Genomic DNA, 21,741 nt, shown 5'->3' with positions numbered 1-21,741 from the left:
TGATCGTCATGTAAAACGGGGATGCCCGAACGGAGGCACAAACTGTTCAGCAGGCAAGTACATCCTTTATTGGAGGGGATTTTCAATGAACAAGCTGTTTTCATTACAACGGCTGCATATCGTTGCACTTGGCATTTTGGCTGGCATGCTCGTCGTTTCGGGATGCTCTCTGGGGGGCGGCGCGGCATCCGACGTCACGGATAAGACGGAAAAAGCGGACGCGCAGCCCCAGAAGAAACCGAAAATAACGGTCGGCGTATACGATCGGGGAGCTGTCCCCGCAGCGGAAGGAACCTTGGAAAACAATCGCTGGACCAAATGGATTAACGAAAACGGTCCTGTCGAGGTCACGTTCGTTCCTATTCCCCGCTGGGAATCCGTGCAAAAATTCAATACGCTGTTTGCGGCCGGAAACGCGCCCGATCTGATTATGGAATATTTGGCCGATTATAAGAACGAATTATATTCCAAAAAGCTGGTTATGCCTCTTGACGATCTAATCGAAAAGCACAGCACTATATATAAGGATTTACTAAAAAAATACCCGACGCTCGATAAATTGGGAAGAAAGCCGGACGGCAAGCTTTATGAGGTCGGCACGGTATCGACTCAGGTGACGCCAAATCACGCCTATTATATACGGGTCGATTGGCTGAAGAAGCTGAATCTGGAAGTGCCGAAAACGACGGAGGAGCTGTATAAAGTCGCCAAAGCCTTCACCGACCTGGACCCGGACGGCAATGGAAAGAACGACACGTACGGCATGAGCTTAAGCTTCGTCAGCGGGCAGGTTCTTGACAACATGTTTCAAAATGTCGGATGGGTCGTTGAAAACGGGCAGCTGATCCGGGATTGGGACAGACTCAAAGCGGCAACGGAATTTAAAAAGCGGCTTTACGACGAAGGCATCGTTGATAAAGATTTCCTGGTAGATACGGCCGGCGCCAAAGGAGAGCAGGACTGGGTAACGGGGAAATTGGGCATTTGGGGAGCCAATAACGGGACCACGAAGCTGGGCTATCAGTCGTATGTGACGCTGAAGAAAAATAATCCCAATGCGGAAATTACTCCGATCGAGCTGCCAAAGAGTCCGTTCGGCCAGTTTAGCTCCTGGATCGGCGTTCCCGCCCGGACGCTCGGCATGATCAACGCGTCAGCCAAGGACCCGGTTGCGGTCATAAAATTTATCGATTTTATGAACTCCGAGCCTTATATACATGCGCTTAACTACGGGCTTGAAGGCGTCCAGTCCAAGACCGGGCCTGACGGCTGCCCAAAATTCATCAACGACGACCTTGCCAAGCAGGTCGCGTATGCCTCGGATTTTAATATGATCAGTTCTTCCAGTCTTTATTTTGACAAATGCATCGATTTTAAAAATACGCTTGATCCGAGTAAGCCGATCGATAAAGATTTTATCAACTTTATCGATATTGCCCAGAAAGAATATGTATCGAAGGACCGGCCCGAGCCCGGCTTTACGCATCGCTCGACCCTGCCGGCCACGCCTACGGATATCCAATTGATTGAAACGAATACAGGCAAGGAAATCTCGGATATTTTGGCCAAAGCGATCGTGTCGGGACCTTCGTTTACCGTTGACGATGCGATTGAGCAAGCTAAGGCTACCTGGAAAAATGCGGGCGGCGAAAAGGCCGAGAAGTGGTATAAGGACTGGTATGCAGCCAACAAGGATACGGCATTTTTAACCAAAGATCTTTACCAATAAATTGAACATAGAGAAGGAGAATGAAACATGTATATCAAAGAAGTGGCATCAAGCTTGTATCCGTGGGATTTGGCGGATGAAGGCGTTGAAACCTGCGTTGACAATGTGATGGAGCACAGCCTGGTAAACAGCGTCTATTTGGTGGGAATCATGCATAAGGAAAAAAGGCCCTTAACCAGCCTGTTCTACACCCACAACCCGAAGCGGAAGTTTTATTTGCCTGAAGACAGCCGAGTCTACTACAGAATGGATGAGAGCAATTTTAAAAACACGCCGCTTAAACCGCTGTATTCGACAAGAGATTTTCTGAAGGATAAGGATTGGCTCGACGAGTTAACCGTATACGGAAGAAAAAAGAATCTGAAAACGGGAGCGGAAATTTCCCACAGCTTTTTTGATTGCGAAGTAGCGAAGGCCGAGTTCCCGGATGTGCTGCAAAAAAATATACACGGCAATATCATTGAAGATCATTTTTGCTGCAATAACGATCATGTCAGAGAATATATGAAAGCCATTTACTACGATACCGTAAAAAATCATGACATTGACTTTATTCAAACCTGCATGAGGCTGTTTGCGACCGGTGAACCCGTAAAAGCGCCGTGGTTTATGGAGAATGATCCCGAGAACAAGGTCGGAGCCCTGCTCGGCGTAGTGAAAGGCGGATGCTTCTGCAGCCATTGCAGAGAAAAAGCGATCTCGATGGGCTATGACTGGGACAAAATCATTAGCGATCTTCAATATTTAGAGCATCTGGTTCATGCCTCAGCTTCAAGAAATCTGGAGACAGTGATGGATAATCATGTACTGATGGGAAGCGATTTGCTTGAAACAGGGCTGCTGCTGGAATATCCATCCTTGTATCAGTTCCTGGAATTCAGGATGAAGTCGGTGACCAGCCTGCTCAAGGATGTTCATGCGTCCATTAAGGCTGCCAATCCGAATACCGATTTCCGCTACAACAATTACGTGAAATATCCCGAGCTGGTCGGCTTGGATTATATAGCGGTGAAGGATTATCTGGATTCGGTCAGAGATTCGGATTATACCGAGCAGTTAGGCGCTCCCGACCGATTTAAACGAAAAAAAAATACGATTCTGAAAATACGCCGGGGAATCGGATACGACAAGGACCTGATCGCAGCTTTTGCGCCAAGACCTAACGCAACGCCGGAACTGGTGCGCGAAAGCATCAAAATCTTAAGTACATTGGGCGTTGACGGCTTGTCGCTGGGGCATTACGACGGGGCGACCTTCGCACTTCTGGATGCGGTTAAGCAGGGGATACAGGAAGCCGGAATCGAAATCAGAAGATAGGAGGGGCCTGAATGCGAGTACAACTATCCGAACTGGAACGGGTGATCGGCCAATTGCTGCAGGCGGCTGGCTTAAATCCGGACAATGCGGCTGTGGCTACCGGGGTCTTCATGCGGGCAACGCTGAGAGGCGTGGGCCACCACGACGTGTACGATCTTCCCGGCAGAATCGAGAGCCTGACCACGGGGAAGATCAAAGCGAATCCCGATACCGCATTGATCCACAAATTCGCCGCATTGGAAAATTATGAAGGTGATAACGGCTTAGGAGAAATAGGCGGGATGTTTATCATGAACCGGGCCCGGCAGTTGGCGGACGAGCATGGGATAGGACTTTGCGCCATCCGCAATTCCAACCATCTGCTGTCCTCGGCGCCTTACTTGGAGCAAGCTGCTGCGGACGGGTATATCAGCTATATTATTACTCGCGGGGCGCCGACGATGGGCGCTCCCGCCCGAAAGGAAAAGGTCATCGGCACAAGTCCGATGGGCTACGCCGTTCCGACCAACCGCGAATATCCGATCATGTTCGACGCTTGCCTGGCCTATGCCTCCAACGGGGTATTGGCGGAGAAAGCGAAAGCAGGGGAGGAGGTGCCCGGCTATTGGGGGCTCGATGCCGACGGCAAGCCAACTAAGGATCCCGACGCCATTTCCAAGGGCACCCGGTTGCCGATGGGCAGCCACAAAGGCTTCGGGTTAACGTTATTTGGCGAAATTATTTCCGGCGTATTGTCAGAAGGTCAAATTATCGACGAGCCTCAGCCAGGCACCGGTTTGGTGGGCATGCCGTCCCATACCGCCATTTGCATTAACGCAGGCGGCTTGCTCGGACAGCAGCCGTTTCGAGACAAAACGACCGAGATGCTGGACCGAATGGAAGGAAGAGCCGCGAACCTGCAAATTCCGGGCCAGCAGTCTTACCTAAGAAAAGCCCGGCTGTTGCGTGAAGAGGCCATTGAGCTGAAAAGCAGTTTAGTAGACAAGCTGAACGAATGGTCACGGAAATTCGGCCTTAAGATTTTGGAGTAACGGTAAAAAGTCAATTTTGGCAGTTTGCCCCGCTCAGGACAGGAATGTGCTAGCGCAAAGAAAAAGGAACTTCGATTTGTTCAATTGATTAATATAAAATGACATGCCAAGAAAAGGTGGCATGTCATTTATTTTATCCGGGTGAATGTCCTTAAATTTGTGTCGTTTATGTCTGCACATTTAATCATTACATCATTTCGATCAGCAGCCAACATCAAGTTCTATTCAACCGACAACAAAACCTTTGATACACAAGGATACAGACGCAATCTGGACAGGACTATTTTAAGGTAAGAACAAGGCTCAGTCTGCAGGCCATGAAGCGCACTTTTAAATCGTTTTTTTTGAAGTTGTACTTAAATCGGAAAAATCATAATAAGATTCGTACTAGATAACTTTGTTAGTCATTTTAACTATCAAAGGGGGTGAACAAGGTGCTTGGTCGCAGTCAAACAGGAAACAGCAAGTATATGAAACAAATCAATCGGCAAGAGATTCTGCGTAAGCTCCGGGAGAATAAACGGGCTTCCAGAGCGGATTTGTCTAAGCTGACAGAACTAAGCCGGCCATGCGTATCTTCATTGGTCGATGAAATGATAAAGGAAGGACTTATCTATGAGGTCGGTATAGGTGAGTCCAAGGGCGGTAGAAAGCCGATCCTGCTCGAATATAATTTTCAGGCCTACGGTGTTGTCGGGGCTATTTTTGAGGGCAGTACATTGTATATGTCCATCGCTGATCTAAGTGGAGATTTGTTGGTTGATTACAGCTTTCGATTGCCGCAGCCTACAAACGGCGAAATGGCCATTCGTTATCTGGAATTGGGTCTCTCAACCTTGCTTGGTAAAAGTGGGTTTGAAAAATCCCGATTGCTGGGAATAGGCTTAGGTTTGCCCGGGATTACACAGCGTAACAACGGAACAGTGAGTTATGCGCCAAGCACAGGGTGGATGGGTTTGCCGGTTAAGCAGGAGATAGAAGAACGGTTAGGCATACCGGTTATGATCGATAATGACGTAAATTTGATGGCTTTAGGGGAGTTTCATAAGGGCGTCGGGAATGGCATTCTGAATCAAATATATATGTATGTGGGCACGGGAATTGGCGCAGGCATAATTATAGACGGCCAATTATACAGGGGTTCCCGAGAAGCATCCGGCGAGATCGGTTATATGATGGTGGGGCAGGTTGAGAAGCTTCGCCGGGGTGAATATGGGGTTTTCGAAAGAAATTACTCTGCACCCGTTATTTATGAAAAGGCAAAAAAAGTTTTGCCTTCCCTCGAAGCGGAGTCTGGCGTGATTCAACAGCTGATACAGCATGCTGAAGATGGCCATGAAGCGGCAAGCCGATTATTACATGATATTTACAGGCATTGGGCTTACGGAATCGCAAATATGGTGAGCATACTGGACCCGGAATTGTTGATTTTAAGCGGGGAGATGATTGAGATCGGAGATAGCGGTTTAGAGAAAATCCAAAACATGTTGACGGAGTGGGTTCCCTATGTGCCTCAAATCAAGCTGGCGACTCTTGATACCAGAGCGGGTATTATAGGGGCGATTCACAGTGTTTTGGAAGCTTTCCCTGTAGTGAAATCCAACAAAATACACCCTTCGGGAGGTTATACATATGACAACAAATAAAGGAAATGTATACAGATTGCTCTTGGGTATTTTTGTCGGAGCTATGATGGCCGTGGTTTCAGCTTGCGGAGGCTCCACGCCGGGCGGCGTAAATAATAGCGAGCCGCCCCCCTCGGCGCCCTCTGACATTCCGGCTGCTGCGGAGGCGCCTAAATCGGCAGAGAAGCAAAAGCTGGTCATCTATACGGCGAGAGATAAAAGTGTCGTCGATGAAATCATTCCAAAATTTAATGCGGAGCATCCGGAAGTAGAAGTCGAGGTATTAACGATGGGAGCGCAGCAAATTCTAGAGCGCGTCCGGGGAGAGAAAGCCAATCCTCAAGCCGATTTCTGGTGGGGCGGAACGCAATCCGCTTTGATGACTGCTGCCGATGAAGATCTCCTGGAAAGCTTCAAGCCCAGCTTCGCAGACAGCATACCGGCTTTGTACAAAGATGAAAAGGATCGCTGGTATGGCGAAATGCTGCTGCCAGAGGTGATCATGTATAATTCCAAAGCGCTTAAACCAGAAGACGCTCCCAAGGATTGGGATGACCTGCTTGATCCGAAATACAAGGACAAAGTCATCATCCGGGGTGTTCTTGCATCTGGAACGATGAGAACCATCTATTCCGCCATGATTTTTAAGGAAGGTGCTGCTGAACCTGAAAAAGGCTATGAATGGCTCAAGAAGCTGGATGCGAATACGAAAGAATATGCGCAGGATCCAACTAACCTTTACTTGAAATTAGCCCGAGAAGAAGGAACGTTATCGTTGTGGAACTTACAGGACATTATGATTCTGAAGAATTTGAAAAATCAGCCGTTTGATTTTATTTATCCGGCAAGCGGAGCGCCTATTCTTGTAGACGGAGTTGGCATGGTGAAGAATGCCAAAAACAAAGAGGCCGCTGAGAAATTTTATGAGTTCTTATTCGACTCCAAACTTCGAGTTGAATTGGCTGAAACATTATTCCAGATTCCTACTCGCACAGATATTAGCAAAGATACGCTTCCAGCTTGGCTAAACGGTATCGAGTTGAAGCCAATGAATATTGATTGGAAGGTAATGGCCGATAAAGAAATGGAATGGATGCAGTATTGGGATGAAAACATTAAAGGAAAAGGATCAAAGTAATTCCGCTTAGTGGCGGGATGCGCAGATCCTCTTCATGAACTTTGTAAGGGAGGCGCCGTACGTGATCGAAGTCGCTCTGGAACATGTAACCAAGCAGTTTGGAAAAGTGTCGGGCGTTCAGAACGTGAACATTCGAATTCAACCCGGCGAGTTCTTCACGTTCCTTGGTCCAAGCGGATGCGGTAAGACGACAACGCTCAGAATGATCGCAGGCTTTTACTATCCAACCTCCGGCCGCATTATATTCGGCAATCAGGATGTAACGACTTTGCCGCCCCATAAACGAAATACCGGGATGGTGTTTCAGAATTATGCCTTATTTCCTCATATGACGGTATTTGAGAATGTAGCCTTTGGCCTCCAGGTTAGAAAGCGGCCGAAAGACGAACGGCTCCAAAGAGTAGAACGCGCCCTACGGCAGGTACACTTGCAGGGATACGGCAATCGCCGTATTGATCAATTATCCGGTGGTCAACAACAGCGTGTTGCTCTTGCAAGAGCGCTGGTAATTGAGCCGAATATTTTGCTCCTGGATGAGCCCTTATCGAATTTGGATGCCAAATTGAGAGAAGAGACGCGTTTGGAGATAAAAAGACTGCAGCTTGAATCCGGTATTACAACCATTTATGTGACGCATGATCAAGCTGAGGCAATGGCGATGTCAGATCGGATTATGGTCATGCAAGGCGGCGTTGTGCAGCAGGTTGGAAAGCCGGATGAAATCTACAACCGGCCGCTCAACCGATTTGTCGCTTCCTTTATAGGTGAGTCTAACCTGTGGGAAGGAGTCGTGGAGCGAATCGAGGGTGACCAGTTCTATGTCCGGGTTTCGCCTGATCTGGTCCTGTGCGGGTTCATAAAGAATAGTGACTCTCGTAGCCATCTTGCAGTGGGAGCACAAGCCACCATTTCTATTCGTCCTGAGGCTATCCGGGAGGCTCAGCCAGAGTCTTATCATTCGGAGAACACATTCTTGGCAAAAGTAGTCATTTCCGAATTCACCGGTGTGAATGTCCATTACTTGACGGAGGCCGCGGATAGGACGTTTAAAGCGATGTTCGTCAACCAGGGACACCAAGTCCGTCAGCGTGATGATATGCTTGCGATACACATTCCCAAAGAAAGTATTTATCTCTTAGAATAAGTGGAGGATGAAACCATGTTGTTCAAAAATACAAGATCTCCTCAGCCTGACAACAGACATCGTTCCCTCACTGCATCCCCTTACTTCGTTTATATATTAATCGCTCCCTTGTTTCTGGTGCTGCTTGCCTATGTGCTTTTCCCGCTGTATCAAACTTTTATTCAGAGCATCCGCATGGAAAGCAGTCTTTCTTTGAAAAACTATGCGCGGTTTTTCAGCCTAGAGCATACCGCCAATTTGGAGGCGCTCTGGACGAGTGTTTATATTTCCGTTCTAAGTGTAATAACCTGCGCGATAGTAGGAGTAGCCATGGCCTTTCTATTGGAACGCTATGAGTTTCCCGGCAGGAAGGTGCTGATGATTCTCGCCATGGTGCCGATGGCACTGCCTCCGCTTGTAGGCGTGCTCTCATTCACTTTTCTATATGGAGAAAGCGGTATTATTCCCCGGACTCTCAAGCTGTGGTTAGAGATGGACCACGTACCATTTTCACTAAAAGGCGTTTGGGGCGTTCTCGTGGTTCACACCTTTACGATGTACACCTATTTCTATATGACCGCTTCAGCCGCGATCAAAGGGCTGGATCCGTCATTGGAGGAAGCGGCCGCAAGTCTTGGAGCAGGACGAATCTACATATGGCGGCGCATCATACTGCCTATGCTCACTCCAGCTATCGTCGCATCCTCCTTGCTTGTATTTATGATTGCCATGGCCTCCTATACGGCACCACTCATCTTTGGAATCGATAGAACGATGACGATGCAAATTTATTTGTCGCGCACCAACGGGAATTTGGATATGGCGGCTGCACAGTCTACCTTATTATCCATTGTTTCCGTCCTGTTTCTCATTATCATGCGCTGGTATCAAGGCTTGCGTAGCTACCAGAATTCGAGTAAAGGTGTCAGTGTACACCGGACAGAGGTCAAGAGTGCATGGGGAAAATACATAGCCATGTTACTCTCTGCGATAGGTGTCATCATTCTGCTCCTGCCCATACTGGTGCTGATTCTCATCTCCTTTTCTACCGATGGTACCTGGACGACACAAATACTGCCGCCTGAGTATACCTTCAGGCATTATGTGGAATTGTTCACCGACGGAAAGACATGGCGTCCTATTGCAAATAGTTTCAAAATGAGTTTTGTTGCTACGGTTGGCAATGTGATATTCGGGGTTGCTGCCGCCTATGCGATGGTTCGTCTCAAATTTAAAGGTAAAACATTGCTGGATGTATTCATCATGCTCCCGTGGGCTTTACCCGGGACAGTTGTAGGGATTAATCTGATTACGGCTTTCAGTACACCGTCAGCATTTAGTTTTGGGCAAGTTTTAGTGGGGACGTTCTGGATTCTGCCATTAGCCTACTTTGTTCGTCATTTACCGCTTGTATTCCGTTCAACGTCAGCTACGCTTATGCAGATGGATCCTTCCATCGAAGAGGCTGCCCGTAACTTGGGAGCGTCATGGTGGTATAGCTTCCGCCGTATCGTATTTCCCCTGTCACTTAGCGGGATTCTGGCGGGTACCTTATTAGCCTTCGTTACAGGCATCGGTGAATTCGTCTCGTCAATTCTCTTGTTTACATCAAGTACAGCTCCGATATCAGTGGAAATTTTCCAAAGAATGTATTCCTTTGAATTTGGAACCGCCTGCGCTTATGGCGTGCTGCAAATCATCCTCATCATTATCGTTCTCTTTCTCTCTAAAAAATTGACCGGCGACAAAGCGGGGACAGCTGTATAAAAGGTTGATCATTCCGCGGGGATCTTAAGGCTCACAACCGCTGCATGATAGAACAAGCCGGAAATTCACGGTTTCCGGCTCAGCACTCAGAGGAGAAACAAGGAGGAGACAAAGTGATGAAGCGTACATGGTTGAAGGTGTTCACCAGTATTACTAGTGTTGCTGTATTAGGAAGCATGCTGCTTCCTGGTATGGCGCAGCCTGCCAGCGCCGATAGAGGTGTTGTTGATCTCTGGAAATCCATTAAACCTCTTACCACGATTGCCAGCGCCATGAATACGGGAGCCCACCCGGACGACGAGCATAGTGCAATGCTTGCCTATCTTTCATTGGGAAGAGGCGTCAATACGTTAAGTGTTATTGCCAACCGCGGAGAAGGGGGCCAGAATGAGATTGGCAGTGAGCTCGGCAACGCACTGGGCATTATTCGTACACGCGAGCTGCAGGAAGCTTCCAAAATCACTAATGTCACCTTGGGCATGTTAAGCGAGCAGATCAATGACCCTATATTTGACTTCGGATTTTCCAAAAGTCCGGATGAGACGCTGCAAAAGTGGGGAGATTCCGTTGTCTATGAAAGACTTATTCGGAAAATAAGGGAGCTGCGTCCCGATGTTGTCATTCCCTCTTTTCTCAATGAAGAATCTACACACGGCCATCACCGCGCCATTAACGTAATAACGGTTCGTGCCTTTCAGGACGCTGCTAACCCTGAGGTGTTCCCGGAACATTTGAAAAAAGGGCTCCAGCCTTGGCAGATCAAGAAGTTGTATCTACCCGCCGATGAGAAGGACTATAATGTTGCCGTTCCTGTGGGGGATTATGACGAAATCTACGGCGCATCTTATGTTCAATTAGGCGAAGAATCCCGCTTCATGCATAAAAGTCAGGGGATGGGTAGACATGTAGAAGAAGGACCGGGCTACAACTATTATAAGTTAAATTCATCACCTAATTCGGGGAAAGAGCAGGATTTCTTTGACGGTATTGCCTTCTCCTTCGAGGATTTGGCAAATGAGGTGGAAGCAAAGGGCAAAGATCAGAAAGTGATCAAGGATTTACGCGCACTAAACGAGGATGCGGACGAAGTTATAAAAGCATATCCTGTTTTCACTGACGTAGCACGGGAAGTTCAGGAAATGAGAGCGGATGTCGAAACTGCCATTATGGATATTAAGGCTTCGACGCTGGACGCAAGCGTCAAGACGGATCTGCTGTATCGTCTTCAGGTGAAAGAAGATCAATTGAACAAAGCAGGTATGGAAGCAACGTCAATGGTGGTGAAGGTAAACCCGGAAACTAGTGAAATCGTTGCAGGCCAAACCGTTAAGATGACGGTTACTGCATACAATGGTGGCAGAAGCGACCTGGGCAATATTCAGCTGCAGCTGAATGTGCCAGAGGGCTGGACAACAAAAGCAGCTGGAACCACGAAGTTTGACCAATTAAACTACAATCAGACGGTAACCGCTACTTATGAAGTTCAAGTTCCGCTGAATGCAGCAGAATTTCAAGTCTATCAGCCCTCTGTCGTAAGTGCTGATGTCAGGTATCAGTTAGATGGCGTTTCGGGGAAAATACATGTTGCCCCATCCACGCAAGTGGCGGTACTGCCGGCATTTGCCCTGTCGTTAAGCCCTAACGCAACGGTGCTAAACACGTTGAAGATTGAAGAGTCTCTCCCGGTCAAGGTTACCGTTCACAACTACTCGCCAGGCGCAGCCAATACGGCCGTTGCCTTGAACGTGCCTAAGGGCTGGACGGTAACACCTGCATCCCAGGAAGTGATCTTCGTAGCTAAAGGTGAGACGAAGCCTCTAACGTTCCAGATCAAAGCGCCGGCCGGAACGGCCGTTGGCAAATATACCGTAACCGCGACGGCAACAAGTGGAAAGGTCACAAGCAAGGAGAATGTACAGGTAATCGAGTATTCTCATATTGGCAGAAATTACTTGATCCAGCCAGCCGAATTGAAGATTCAGGCTTTTGATTTGAAAGTGCCGGCAGATCTGAAAGTTGGATATGTATCCAGCGGGTTCGATAATATCGATCAATACTTAACGCAATTTGGTGTGAACGTTACACAGCTCGATGAGAAAGCGATCCAATCGGCTGACCTGTCTCAATACGATACGATTGTATTGGGTATTCGCGCATATGGTTTCCGTCCAGAGCTGCTGTCAAGCAATCAAAGACTGCTCTCTTATGTGGAGCATGGAGGAAATTTGGTCGTTCAGTATCATAAGCCGGAGGATAACTGGAAGCCTGACCTTGCCCCTTATCCAATTGAAATCGGCGAGCCATTAATTAAATGGCGCGTAACGGATGAAAACTCCAAGGTAACAATGCTAGCGCCTGAGCATCCGATCTTTACTACTCCTAATAAAATTACACAAGCGGATTGGAGCAATTGGGTTCAAGACCGTTCAGCCTATAATCCTTCCAAGTGGGGCAAAGAGTACACGCAGCTGATCTCGAACGGAGACCCGGGAGAGAAGGAATTCACCGGAACATTCTTAACTGCCAAATACGGAAAAGGAACCTACACCTATAGTTCACTTGTATGGTACCGTGAAATTCCTGAACTGGTTCCTGGCACGATTCGCCTCTTTGTGAACATGATCAGCTTGAAACAATAGCCTTAAGGACAGAGGGAGGCCCTGGAATGGGCCTCCTTCACCAAACGGGGGAATGATTAATAATGGATATTATCGATGTGCATGGTCGGGATATAGAGTCCATTCTTAAAGAGATTCATTTTGCGGTGCTACCGCTCGGATCTATCGAATATCACGGGCCTCATTCTCCACTGGGTACGGATGTCATTCTGGCGAATGAATTCGCCAAGGGTCTCCATCCTTCTTTAAAACCGCTTATTTATCCTGTTGTTTCTTACACCTCGTGTCCTGGCAAAACCCATCGTTTTCCGGGGACGATCTCAATTAGTCCCTCTGTCATAACCAATTATCTATATGAAATTATTGACTCGATCTGCCAACTGGGCATCCGGAATATATTGTTGTTAAATGCACATGACGGGAATATGGGTGTGTCGAGAACGGCAGCCGAAGCGATAACGGCTACCTATAAGGACGCAAATATTCTATTGGTCAACTGGTGGCAAATGGTGCCGGCACAAAGTGCGGAAGAAGCTGGAATTTTCACAGGCACACAGGGTAGAGGACATGGAGGTCCATATGAAATGTCAGTTGTCAAAGCATTTCGACAGGATTTGGTCCACGTAAGGGATTGCGATGAGCAATTAACGGCAAGTCCTTCAATATCGGATCTGCCTTATATATTGGTGGAAGGCAGTCCCGAAGGGTGGGATGGATATACGGGGCACATTCAACAGATATCCATACAAGCCGGAAATTGGATCATAGAGAAGGCAAGTGCCAATTTACATCAATTAATCGAAAATTGGCTGCACAAGCCGGTAAAAAATGACGGAGGTGAATAACAATATGGGAAATCGTGAGGATATTTTGACAAAAGAAGGTCAAGTATTCCCGGGCAAAACATATACCGAAGCCGTACTTGAACCATCTTATAATGAAGCCAAGCAGCATCTGTTGGAGGCCATGATGGCTGTCAATAAGGCTCATTTGATCATGCTGAAGGAGCAGCAATTAATAACACCAGAAGAGGCTTGCAAGATTGCGAAGTCTATCGTAAATCTTGATCTTGATGGTCTCCGCCATTCCAGTTATTCGGGCCAGTACGAGGACTTATTCTTTCAGGTGGAAAGTCAGCTTCATCAGCTTGCAGGCGATGTTGCAGGAAATTTGCATCTGGCCAAGAGCCGTAACGATATGGGCGTCACCATCTATCGCATAGTACTTCGGGAAAAGCTGCTCATCACGATGCAATCCGCGTTACAGTTGCGCGAGCAGCTTCTTCACTTCGCAGAAGAGCATGTCCAAACCGTGATGATTGGCTACACACACACCCAGCACGCGCAGCCTACGACTATGGCGCACTACATCATGGCTGTTGTGGACTCCCTTACTAGAGACCTGCGGCGGTTGACGGCCGCTTTTAATAATTGTAACCACAGCAGCATGGGAGCGGCTGCACTCACAACGACGGGCTTTTCTATCGATCGGCACCGTGTGAAAGAGCTTCTTGCTTTTGACGATCTTGTAGAAAATTCCTATGATGCTATTGGCGGGGCGGATTATCTGGGTGAGGTGGCAAACGCAATAAAACTTGCAGCGGTCAACCTGGGGAGGGTAGTTCAGGATTTGCTGCTCTGGTGTACACAGGAATTTGCTGTTATCAAGGTAGCCGCTCCTTATGTGCAGATCAGTTCCATTATGCCGCAGAAACGGAATCCTGTTTCTCTGGAACATATGCGTGCCTTACTTTCCAGCTGTGTGGGCAATGCGGACTCCGTCCTTACGATGATGCATAATACGCCATTCGGCGATATTGTCGATACCGAAGACGACATGCAGCCATATGCATGGAAGTCTCTTGAACTTATGGACAAGATCTATCGATTGCTAGCCGTTGTAGTGGGGACTATGGACGTCAATAAAGAAGTCCTTCGCAAACGGACAACAAGCAGTTTCGCTACCGTTACAGAGCTGGCGGATACCTTGGTTCGAACGGACAATCTCTCCTTTCGCACCTCCCACCATATCGTTAGTTCATTGGTAAAAAGAGCGATGTCGGAAGGTTTATCTCCTAATGAAATGACACGGGAACTAGTTAATGAAGTAGCTGGTGAAATCATAGGACGTGATCTAACAATCGATACAAACACCTTGAAGCAGTCCTTGGATCCAATGAATTTTATTCACATACGCTCTTTGCCGGGAGGACCAAATCCTCAAGAAATGAACCGCATGATTCAAGATCGTGGCCATCAGCAGCTGACTCTCGCTAAATGGCTTACCGAGTCGAATCATAAAAGTCATACCGCCCTGCAGTTTCTGGATGAAGTTATGATGGAGTGGGGTAACCCATAATGTCTTCACATCAAATTCCCCTCCTTGCCTTAGATGGAGGCGGCACAAAAAGCCTATGCAACTTCTTCGATGAGTATGGCCAAATTCTAGGTCAGGGCAGGTCTGGTTCCTGTAATTATCAGGGAGTCGGAAAGGAAGCTGCCGTGAGAGAGCTCATCCTTGCCATTCGCAATGCCTTGGAGGACTGCAAGTTCATGGGAGAATGGGTGATTGGTGAAGAGGAATTAGTAACGGATTGTGCTGCGCTCGGGTTAGCCGGCTTGGATACGGATTATGACCGCAGGATCATCGAAGAGATTGTCAAAGATGCCCTCCAGCATTTACGCATTAGTGCAAAACATTTGATCATCGAAAACGATGGCTTCGCTACGCTAATGGGAGCCACCAATGGTCAACCCGGAGTTCTTATGATTGCCGGGACTGGATCAATTGTCTATGGCATGAATGATCAAGGAGTGGTTGTCAGAGCAGGAGGGTGGGGTCATCGGGTTGGGGATGAGGGAAGCGGGTATTGGATCGGTAAACAAGCCATTATTCACATTTTGAGAACAAGTGATGGAAGGATGGCTCCGAACAAGTTGGCCCATTATATTTTTCCTTATTTGGGGCTCAAGGATCACGATGAATTGTTTAATTGGATTTATAGTACCAGCTTTTCGGTGGAAAAAGTAGGTGAGCTGTCCAGGATTGTCTCACAAGCGCATATACAAGGCGATCCATTGGCTTTTTCCATCATGAAGCAAGCTGCAAAGGAGTTATTTGCATGTGCTAAGGCAGTCCTCGATCAAATAAATTTATATACAAAGCCGTTTCAAATCATATTGCAAGGCGGGGTCTTACACAATAATGAGTTTGTGAGAGAATATGTAACAAATCAATTCATGAAACATGCACCCTTTGGTCAAATAGAAAGCGGAGCAAAGGAGCCTATTTATGGAATGATGGTTTTGGCCTTAGATCACTACTATCAAAGAAAGAATAAATGATGGACCATGAATCTCTGGGAGGAGTCAGATGAAAAAAAGGCTGTTGTTCGTTTTTGCCCATCCCGACGATGAGTCGTTCGCTTGCGCGGGAACAATGGCGAAATATCGAGAAGCCGGTCATGATATCTATCTGATATGCGCAACTTCCGGTTGCGGGGGAAAGTCCGGTGAGTACCTTGTAACCTGCAGGCAGGAACTTGCCTCAGTCCGGGAGCGGGAGCTGACTCACGCTTGCGACATTTTAGGCGTATCGAATTTGCATTTGCTCCGTTATCAGGATGGAAGTTTAGCGAATCAAGACATAATCGAGGTAGCCGCAAAGATCGAATCCTATATCCTGCAGCTGAAGCCGCATGTTATCGTCACGTTTCCTCCCAACGGAGTTACCGGACATCAGGATCACATTGCAATATCTCAGGCTACGGTACAAGCGATTCTTCAGTCCGAGAAGAAACTGAATCCAACCCAGTTGTGCTCCTTTTACTTTACATCCATTCCCCATTATTATGACTATTGTTCAGACTCAGCACCATCCAGCGCAGTTCCTATAACCGGGAAAGTGAACATTATTCAACATCGCGAAGCAAAAGGGAGGGCGCTTCAATCGCATAGAAGCCAAATTTACTCTGTTAATCGAGTTTATCCAGGCGTCATGCAAGGCGTCTTTCGAGTTATCGGTCAGTTTGAATATTATACGAAGGTAAGGGCAGACGGGAAGTTTACATATATACAGGAATCCTTCATAGGAATTCCGGAGGTGGAGCTTTGTTATTGAACATGTAAACATTATACGATGGGTATCACGCGCAAATGGATCATGTTCAAAATTAGAGGCAAATGCTATTGTAGCTCAGTCATCTCGAGCAGTGAAAATCACGTAAAATCCCTATACGGCCGGCTGCTGAAATTTCGGCTGCCGGCTTTATTTATTCTCGTAACTCATCGAAAGCGACTGATCAGGTAAGCATCTTGTCTGTTCCTTAACGAATTTTTATGCGCGAGTCTAAGCATGTACGGGTTTTTATATAATAATTATGAGAGTAGTGAAAAAGAGAGTACTAGAGGGTGAAATGCGAGAATGAAGATGGATCGCCTTATTAGACAGATAAAGATTCAAAACAGACTGGTCGTCTCCTTCGCTGTTCTATCATTGGTTCCACTACTAACCACCGGACTTTTTACGTACTATAAATCAAGTGAAGCCATGAAGACCAAGATAAGCACTTATTCGATCCAGGTGATGAATCAGGTGAGTGAAAATATTCAAAATGAACTTGTCCGAATTGAAAATGACAGCATTGATATTGCCTTCCTGGATATCGTTCAAAATACGCTGCTTTCCTTTCATACGCTCAACGAATGGGAAAAAAATGATATAGAGTTAAAAATGCATGATGTTCTGGTCAAAAGATTTACCTTTTACCGCAGCATTTCGGATGTGCTTCTGTATACAAGGAACAAAGAGAAAATCATTGCTTTTGGGGATTTTAATTTTAAATTTAAACTGCAGCCTGACTATTTGAACCGTATTCTTGAGGAGACGTTGTTCAATAACGGTATTCCCATATGGACAATTGAGGACAGGAATAATGAAGAAGCTTCTTGGAATTCGGACTATAGAATAAATAATTACGGTAAGTACGGTATCCTGCTAACGAGAAGCCTTAAATCACTGCGGCAGGGAATACCCCTTGGGTATATTATGATCAGAGTGAATGAGAAATATATTTTAAAAAAGTATCAGGATATAGACATTGGAGACGGTGCCGATGTTTTTATATTGGATGGAAAAGGTACGGTTATTTCCAGCCGGAGCCCTGAAATGCAAGTTGCCAAGACGTATCTTGACAGCTCTCTTATTGAGAAAATTAAACAAAATAAAAAGAAAGATATATATTCATTTAATAGTACAGTGTCGGGAAAACGGAATTTAATTGCCTATAACTATATACCAAGCGCCGACTGGTATGTAGTTAGTACGATACCGTTTTCCTATCTGAACGAGGAGTCCATTCGATTAGGTATTTATATCACTATTTTGGGAATTATATGTTTTCTACTAGCGCTCCTTCTTTCCCTTATCGTATCCAAAAGTATCTCAATGCCTTTAAAACAGCTGGTCAATTCCATGAATAACGTAAAAACAGGCGAATTTTTAGTTCAGATTGAGGACAATAGCAGTGATGAGCTAGGGGTAGTAACGACCAAATTCAATACTATGGTGAGGGAACTTCAATTCCTTATTGATGAAGTCAAAAGAAAAGAAAATTTGAAAAGGCTTGCAGAGCTGAAAACCCTTCAGGCGCAAATAAACCCGCATTTTCTTTCTAATACTCTGAATACCATAAGGTGGCTTGCTAAAAAACAGAAGGCGGACAATATAGCAAGCATTATTACCTCACTTATCGAACTGCTGCACGCAAGCATGGGAAAAGGAAGTGAACTAATCAGCTTAAGGGAAGAGATCGAATATGTAAAAAGCTACTTAAATATAATGACATACAGATATTATGATAAGTTCAAGGTTCATTTTGAGATGGAGGAAGGCGTTCTAGACTGCCAAATATTAAAGTTTATATTGCAGCCGATTGTGGAAAATTCACTGCTGCACGGGCTTGAGCCTGCGGAGGGGCAGGGCTTGATCATCATCAAAGGCTACAGGGTGGAGAACGAATTGAAAATATCTATCACCGATAACGGGGTCGGGGTCGCTAGCGAGGTTATGAACCATTTATTGCGGGGGAACCTGCCAATTAAGGAAAGAAGCCTGAGCGGTATTGGCATTCGTAATGTTGATGAAAGAATCAAGCTGTATTTCGGGGAGCAATTCGGGATTTCCATCCAAAGCGCTTCGAACCTGTTTACTACTGTAGAGATTACCATTCCTGCCGCAGGAGAGAAGGAGGTCGACCAATATGCTGAAGGTACTTATAGTGGATGATAATGCCTTTTCACGGACAGACTTGAAAACTATGATCGACTGGGAATGCAATGGATTTTATATTTCGGGGGAAGCCAATAACGGAACAAACGCAATCCATTTACTACAGCATGAACTGCCTGATATCGTTATCACTGACATGAACATGCCTGTAGCGAATGGCATAGAACTGATCGAACATATAGAAAAACACTGTCCGCAAGTCAGGATTATTGCTATAAGCGCATTCGACGATTTCGATTATGTTAGGCAGAGTATGAAAAAGGGGGCCATCGACTATGTGCTGAAGCACCGGCTGGATGCTGTCGTTTTGCTGGATATACTTGAGGCAGCCAGAGGCTCCATAATGCATTATAAAAATGAACGCGACAGACAGAGTGAGTTTAACAAAGAGCTTATAAATGGGAGGGTGGTTCTGCGTCATGAGTTTTTTCACAAGCTCATTGAGGGAAGCCTGTCAGATATCCATGAGATTAAGAAAAAATTAGACTCCCTGGAGATAAGAATCGATACGCAGAGCTTGGCTGTAACTGTTATTGAGATTGATGACTTTCGCATAATTGAAGAAAAGTTCTCCCCCAAAGAAATAGATATTTTGTTGAAAACCTGTATGGATATATCTAAGGAGATACTCGCCGATTGGGAGAAATCAGTCATTTTCCAGGAAATAAAAGGGAGATTTATTGTGATTTTCTCTTTAGGCAAGAACATCAGCATGATGTATATATATAATAAGCTTTATACTATTTTAAACAGAATAAGGTCGGAGATTACCAGATATTTGAACATAACGGCATGTTTTGGTGTAAGTAATGATTGCAAGGGAATACTCGATCTACATCAAGCGTATAGCGAAGCAAATTCCAGATTGAAGGACAAGTATTATAAGGGGAAAAACGAAATTTTTTTCGAAAATGCAAGCGAAAAGCATGAGGAGGGCTTCTTTTGCCTGGATATCAAGGATGAAAAGGCTATATATACGGCTCTTAGAAATTTGGAATACGAGAGCACGGAGAGACTGATTGAGAAAACCTTTAATAAAATCGTAACTTTACGATTAAGCAGTAAATCAACTCAAATAATATGTGTGGAACTAATCAATATTGTCAATAAAGTTTCCAAAGATACCGGTATTGAGATGTCTAAGCTTTATGCCAGTGAGGATAATCCCTACAATATGATCCAGAAATATGAGACCCTCGAGGAAATTAAGAACTGGGTTCTGAGTCTTAACCGTAAATTGATTGCTATGCTGGAGCGGATAAAAATAGACAACCGACTAAGCAGAATTACTAAGAAGGCTGTCGAATTCATTCATCGTAATTTCGGAAAGGATCTTTCTTTAATCGATGCGGCCGACTTCGCAGGGGTAAGCAGCTCTTATCTCAGCAGGCTTTTTAAAGAGGAGTGCCGGATGGGCTTTGCCGAATACTTGAACCATGTCAGGGTCGAAAATGCCAAACTACATATAGAAAATGGTGAACTAAAGCTAAAAGAAATTGTAAGTCAGGTGGGTTTTAACAATTATAACTACTTTTTTAAGGTATTTAAAGAGGTATCGGGCATGACGCCTCTTGAATATGAGCTTGCCTACCGCAGGTAACGGAGCCAGTCCAATGCCATGCCACATCAAAAAGTTAGAGTAGAGTACAAATAATTGGAGTTCGAAATAGGTGGATGGGTTTTTATAATTAGATATAGGCGGGTAGCCATATTCGCTGCATTCATTTATATGAGGGGGAAGCATATGAAAAGGGTTTCCATTATTGCCGTATCTATTCTGTTCTTACTTTCATCCATTTTGTCAGCGTGCAGCGACAGCGGCGGAGAGGAACAATCATCCCAAAGTGGAACTAATCAATCTCAGAAACCGACTAAGTTGTCATTGTGGACATTTCAGGAGCAGCACAAAAGATACTATGAAAAGACGGTTGAACTTTGGAATAAAAGCAATCCCAACGAGCCTGTTGAATTAACCATTGATACTTACCCCAACGCAGAAATGCACAACAAGCTTTTGATTGCCTTGCAATCGGGAGTTGGCGCACCGGATATTGCCGATATAAACATCAATTTCTTCCAAAACTTTCTGAAAGGTGATATTCAATTATTAGAATTGAATAACATCATCGAACCCGAGTTAGATAAGTTCATTCAATCCCGATTCGATATTTACAGTAAAGATGGAAAATATTATGGTATTGACTTCCATGTAGGAGCTACAGTGGTTTATTACAACAAGGAAATTTTGGATAAAGCCGGTGTGAGTGCGGATAACATTAAGACCTGGAGTGATTATATCGAAGCGGGGAAAAAGGTTTTGGCAGCCACAGGTAAGCCCATGACGGCTTTCGAGGTTACCGACCAGAGGCCGTTCTGGCCAATGATTGTTCAGCAGGACTCTGACTATCTTGATAAAGACGGCGGGGTTATTCTTGACAACGCAATCAATATAAAGACTCTGCAATCTATGCAGGATATGATCTATAAGGATAAAATTGCCATCCCCATGCCAGGAGGCGCTACAGGCTCCGAGGAATTTTTTACCTATATGAATAAAGGCGGAATGGCTTCACTGATTATGCCAATGTGGTATATGAGCAGGTTTTTAGACTATATGCCGGATTTAAAAGGTAAAATTGTTGTCCGTCCGATGCCAATCTGGGAGGAAGGCAACGCGAGGTCTGCCGGAATGGGGGGGACGGGTACAGCTGTTACCAAGCAGAGCAAGAATCAGGAAATTGCCGTTAAATTCCTCGCTTATGCCAAACTCTCCAAAGAGTCGAATATAAGGATATGGCAGGAACTGAAGTTTGACCCAATAAGATGGGACGTGTGGGATTCTCCAGAGCTTCAGAATCCTGATGCGTACTTCAGTAATGAAAAAGTATTCAATGTGCTTATCAACATGAAAGAAGAGATTAAATCGCCTAATATGGGAGAATTGAGCTCCGCTTCCCAGGATATTGTAAAGTCGAATGTCTTGTTCAAGTCGCTGAAAGAACAGAGCCAAACCCCGGAACAGGCATTAAAGACTGCCGCCGATGAGCTGCGCAAGCAGTAAAAATAATGAAACCGGTTAAATGCATGTGAAGCTAAAAGTCTCTA

General features: G+C 45.7%; 15 protein-coding genes. All 15 read left to right on the top strand.

What is annotated here, in order from left to right:
• Positions 1-85 precede the first annotated feature (85 nt).
• The 15 genes from AC0YOB_RS06410 to AC0YOB_RS06340 all read left to right on the top strand — a co-directional run bounded on the left by AC0YOB_RS06410 (position 86) and on the right by AC0YOB_RS06340 (position 21,697).
• Positions 86-1,729 carry an extracellular solute-binding protein gene (locus AC0YOB_RS06410; RefSeq protein ID WP_475792053.1) on the top strand — a complete coding sequence of 548 codons (1,644 nt, stop codon included), beginning with the start codon at positions 86-88 and terminating at the stop codon, positions 1,727-1,729.
• Positions 1,730-1,756: 27 nt separating this feature from the next.
• Entirely contained in the window at positions 1,757-3,046 is a 1,290-nt protein-coding gene (locus tag AC0YOB_RS06405) for a hypothetical protein (protein WP_475792052.1), read from the top strand.
• A gap of 11 nt (positions 3,047-3,057) precedes the next feature.
• Positions 3,058-4,077 carry an Ldh family oxidoreductase gene (locus AC0YOB_RS06400; RefSeq protein ID WP_475792051.1) on the top strand — a complete coding sequence of 340 codons (1,020 nt, stop codon included), beginning with the start codon at positions 3,058-3,060 and terminating at the stop codon, positions 4,075-4,077.
• A gap of 434 nt (positions 4,078-4,511) precedes the next feature.
• Entirely contained in the window at positions 4,512-5,723 is a 1,212-nt protein-coding gene (locus AC0YOB_RS06395; RefSeq protein ID WP_475792050.1) for an ROK family transcriptional regulator, read from the top strand.
• Positions 5,710-6,840, top strand: coding sequence for an extracellular solute-binding protein (locus tag AC0YOB_RS06390; RefSeq protein WP_475792049.1), 1,131 nt, complete (start codon positions 5,710-5,712; stop codon positions 6,838-6,840). Before AC0YOB_RS06395 ends, AC0YOB_RS06390 begins: the two co-directional genes overlap by 14 nt.
• A gap of 61 nt (positions 6,841-6,901) precedes the next feature.
• On the top strand, positions 6,902-7,984 hold the full coding sequence (locus AC0YOB_RS06385; protein WP_475792048.1) for an ABC transporter ATP-binding protein: 1,083 nt from the start codon (positions 6,902-6,904) through the stop codon (positions 7,982-7,984).
• A gap of 15 nt (positions 7,985-7,999) precedes the next feature.
• Positions 8,000-9,730 (top strand): ABC transporter permease, encoded by a 1,731-nt coding sequence (locus AC0YOB_RS06380; protein WP_475792047.1) that lies wholly within the window; start codon positions 8,000-8,002, stop codon positions 9,728-9,730.
• A 113-nt stretch (positions 9,731-9,843) separates the two neighbouring features.
• Positions 9,844-12,369, top strand: coding sequence for an NEW3 domain-containing protein (locus AC0YOB_RS06375; RefSeq protein WP_475792046.1), 2,526 nt, complete (start codon positions 9,844-9,846; stop codon positions 12,367-12,369).
• Positions 12,370-12,431: 62 nt separating this feature from the next.
• Positions 12,432-13,193: a creatininase family protein gene (locus AC0YOB_RS06370; RefSeq protein WP_475792045.1), complete on the top strand. Its 762-nt coding sequence runs from the start codon at positions 12,432-12,434 to the stop codon at positions 13,191-13,193.
• Positions 13,194-13,197: 4 nt separating this feature from the next.
• Complete coding sequence (gene argH / locus AC0YOB_RS06365) at positions 13,198-14,706, top strand: argininosuccinate lyase (RefSeq protein ID WP_475792044.1); 1,509 nt, start codon at positions 13,198-13,200, stop codon at positions 14,704-14,706.
• On the top strand, positions 14,706-15,692 hold the full coding sequence (locus AC0YOB_RS06360; RefSeq protein ID WP_475792043.1) for an N-acetylglucosamine kinase: 987 nt from the start codon (positions 14,706-14,708) through the stop codon (positions 15,690-15,692). Before argH ends, AC0YOB_RS06360 begins: the two co-directional genes overlap by 1 nt.
• A 28-nt stretch (positions 15,693-15,720) precedes the next feature.
• A complete protein-coding gene (locus AC0YOB_RS06355) occupies positions 15,721-16,467 on the top strand; it encodes a PIG-L deacetylase family protein (RefSeq protein WP_475792042.1) in 747 nt (248 codons plus the stop codon).
• 303 nt (positions 16,468-16,770) lie between these two features.
• The gene (locus tag AC0YOB_RS06350) at positions 16,771-18,633 is read left to right on the top strand and encodes a sensor histidine kinase (protein WP_475792041.1); all 1,863 of its coding nucleotides are present in this window, start codon (positions 16,771-16,773) and stop codon (positions 18,631-18,633) included.
• Positions 18,608-20,236: a response regulator transcription factor gene (locus AC0YOB_RS06345; RefSeq protein ID WP_475792040.1), complete on the top strand. Its 1,629-nt coding sequence runs from the start codon at positions 18,608-18,610 to the stop codon at positions 20,234-20,236. Before AC0YOB_RS06350 ends, AC0YOB_RS06345 begins: the two co-directional genes overlap by 26 nt.
• A 144-nt stretch (positions 20,237-20,380) precedes the next feature.
• Positions 20,381-21,697 (top strand): ABC transporter substrate-binding protein, encoded by a 1,317-nt coding sequence (locus AC0YOB_RS06340; RefSeq protein ID WP_475792039.1) that lies wholly within the window; start codon positions 20,381-20,383, stop codon positions 21,695-21,697.
• The last annotated feature ends 44 nt before the right edge of the window (positions 21,698-21,741 follow it).

It is taken from the genome of Paenibacillus sp. JT31N17, from assembly GCF_056269255.1.
Note: the sequence above shows the minus strand (reverse complement) of the source record. Positions and strands in the feature narration are given on the sequence as shown.

Coding starts and splice junctions, on each gene's coding strand:
- AC0YOB_RS06410 (WP_475792053.1), top strand. CDS start 86: ATGAACAAGCTGTTTTCATTACAACGGCTGCATATCGTTGCACTTGGC.
- AC0YOB_RS06405 (WP_475792052.1), top strand. CDS start 1,757: ATGTATATCAAAGAAGTGGCATCAAGCTTGTATCCGTGGGATTTGGCG.
- AC0YOB_RS06400 (WP_475792051.1), top strand. CDS start 3,058: ATGCGAGTACAACTATCCGAACTGGAACGGGTGATCGGCCAATTGCTG.
- AC0YOB_RS06390 (WP_475792049.1), top strand. CDS start 5,710: ATGACAACAAATAAAGGAAATGTATACAGATTGCTCTTGGGTATTTTT.
- AC0YOB_RS06380 (WP_475792047.1), top strand. CDS start 8,000: ATGTTGTTCAAAAATACAAGATCTCCTCAGCCTGACAACAGACATCGT.
- AC0YOB_RS06370 (WP_475792045.1), top strand. CDS start 12,432: ATGGATATTATCGATGTGCATGGTCGGGATATAGAGTCCATTCTTAAA.
- argH (WP_475792044.1), top strand. CDS start 13,198: ATGGGAAATCGTGAGGATATTTTGACAAAAGAAGGTCAAGTATTCCCG.
- AC0YOB_RS06360 (WP_475792043.1), top strand. CDS start 14,706: ATGTCTTCACATCAAATTCCCCTCCTTGCCTTAGATGGAGGCGGCACA.
- AC0YOB_RS06355 (WP_475792042.1), top strand. CDS start 15,721: ATGAAAAAAAGGCTGTTGTTCGTTTTTGCCCATCCCGACGATGAGTCG.
- AC0YOB_RS06350 (WP_475792041.1), top strand. CDS start 16,771: ATGAAGATGGATCGCCTTATTAGACAGATAAAGATTCAAAACAGACTG.
- AC0YOB_RS06345 (WP_475792040.1), top strand. CDS start 18,608: ATGCTGAAGGTACTTATAGTGGATGATAATGCCTTTTCACGGACAGAC.
- AC0YOB_RS06340 (WP_475792039.1), top strand. CDS start 20,381: ATGAAAAGGGTTTCCATTATTGCCGTATCTATTCTGTTCTTACTTTCA.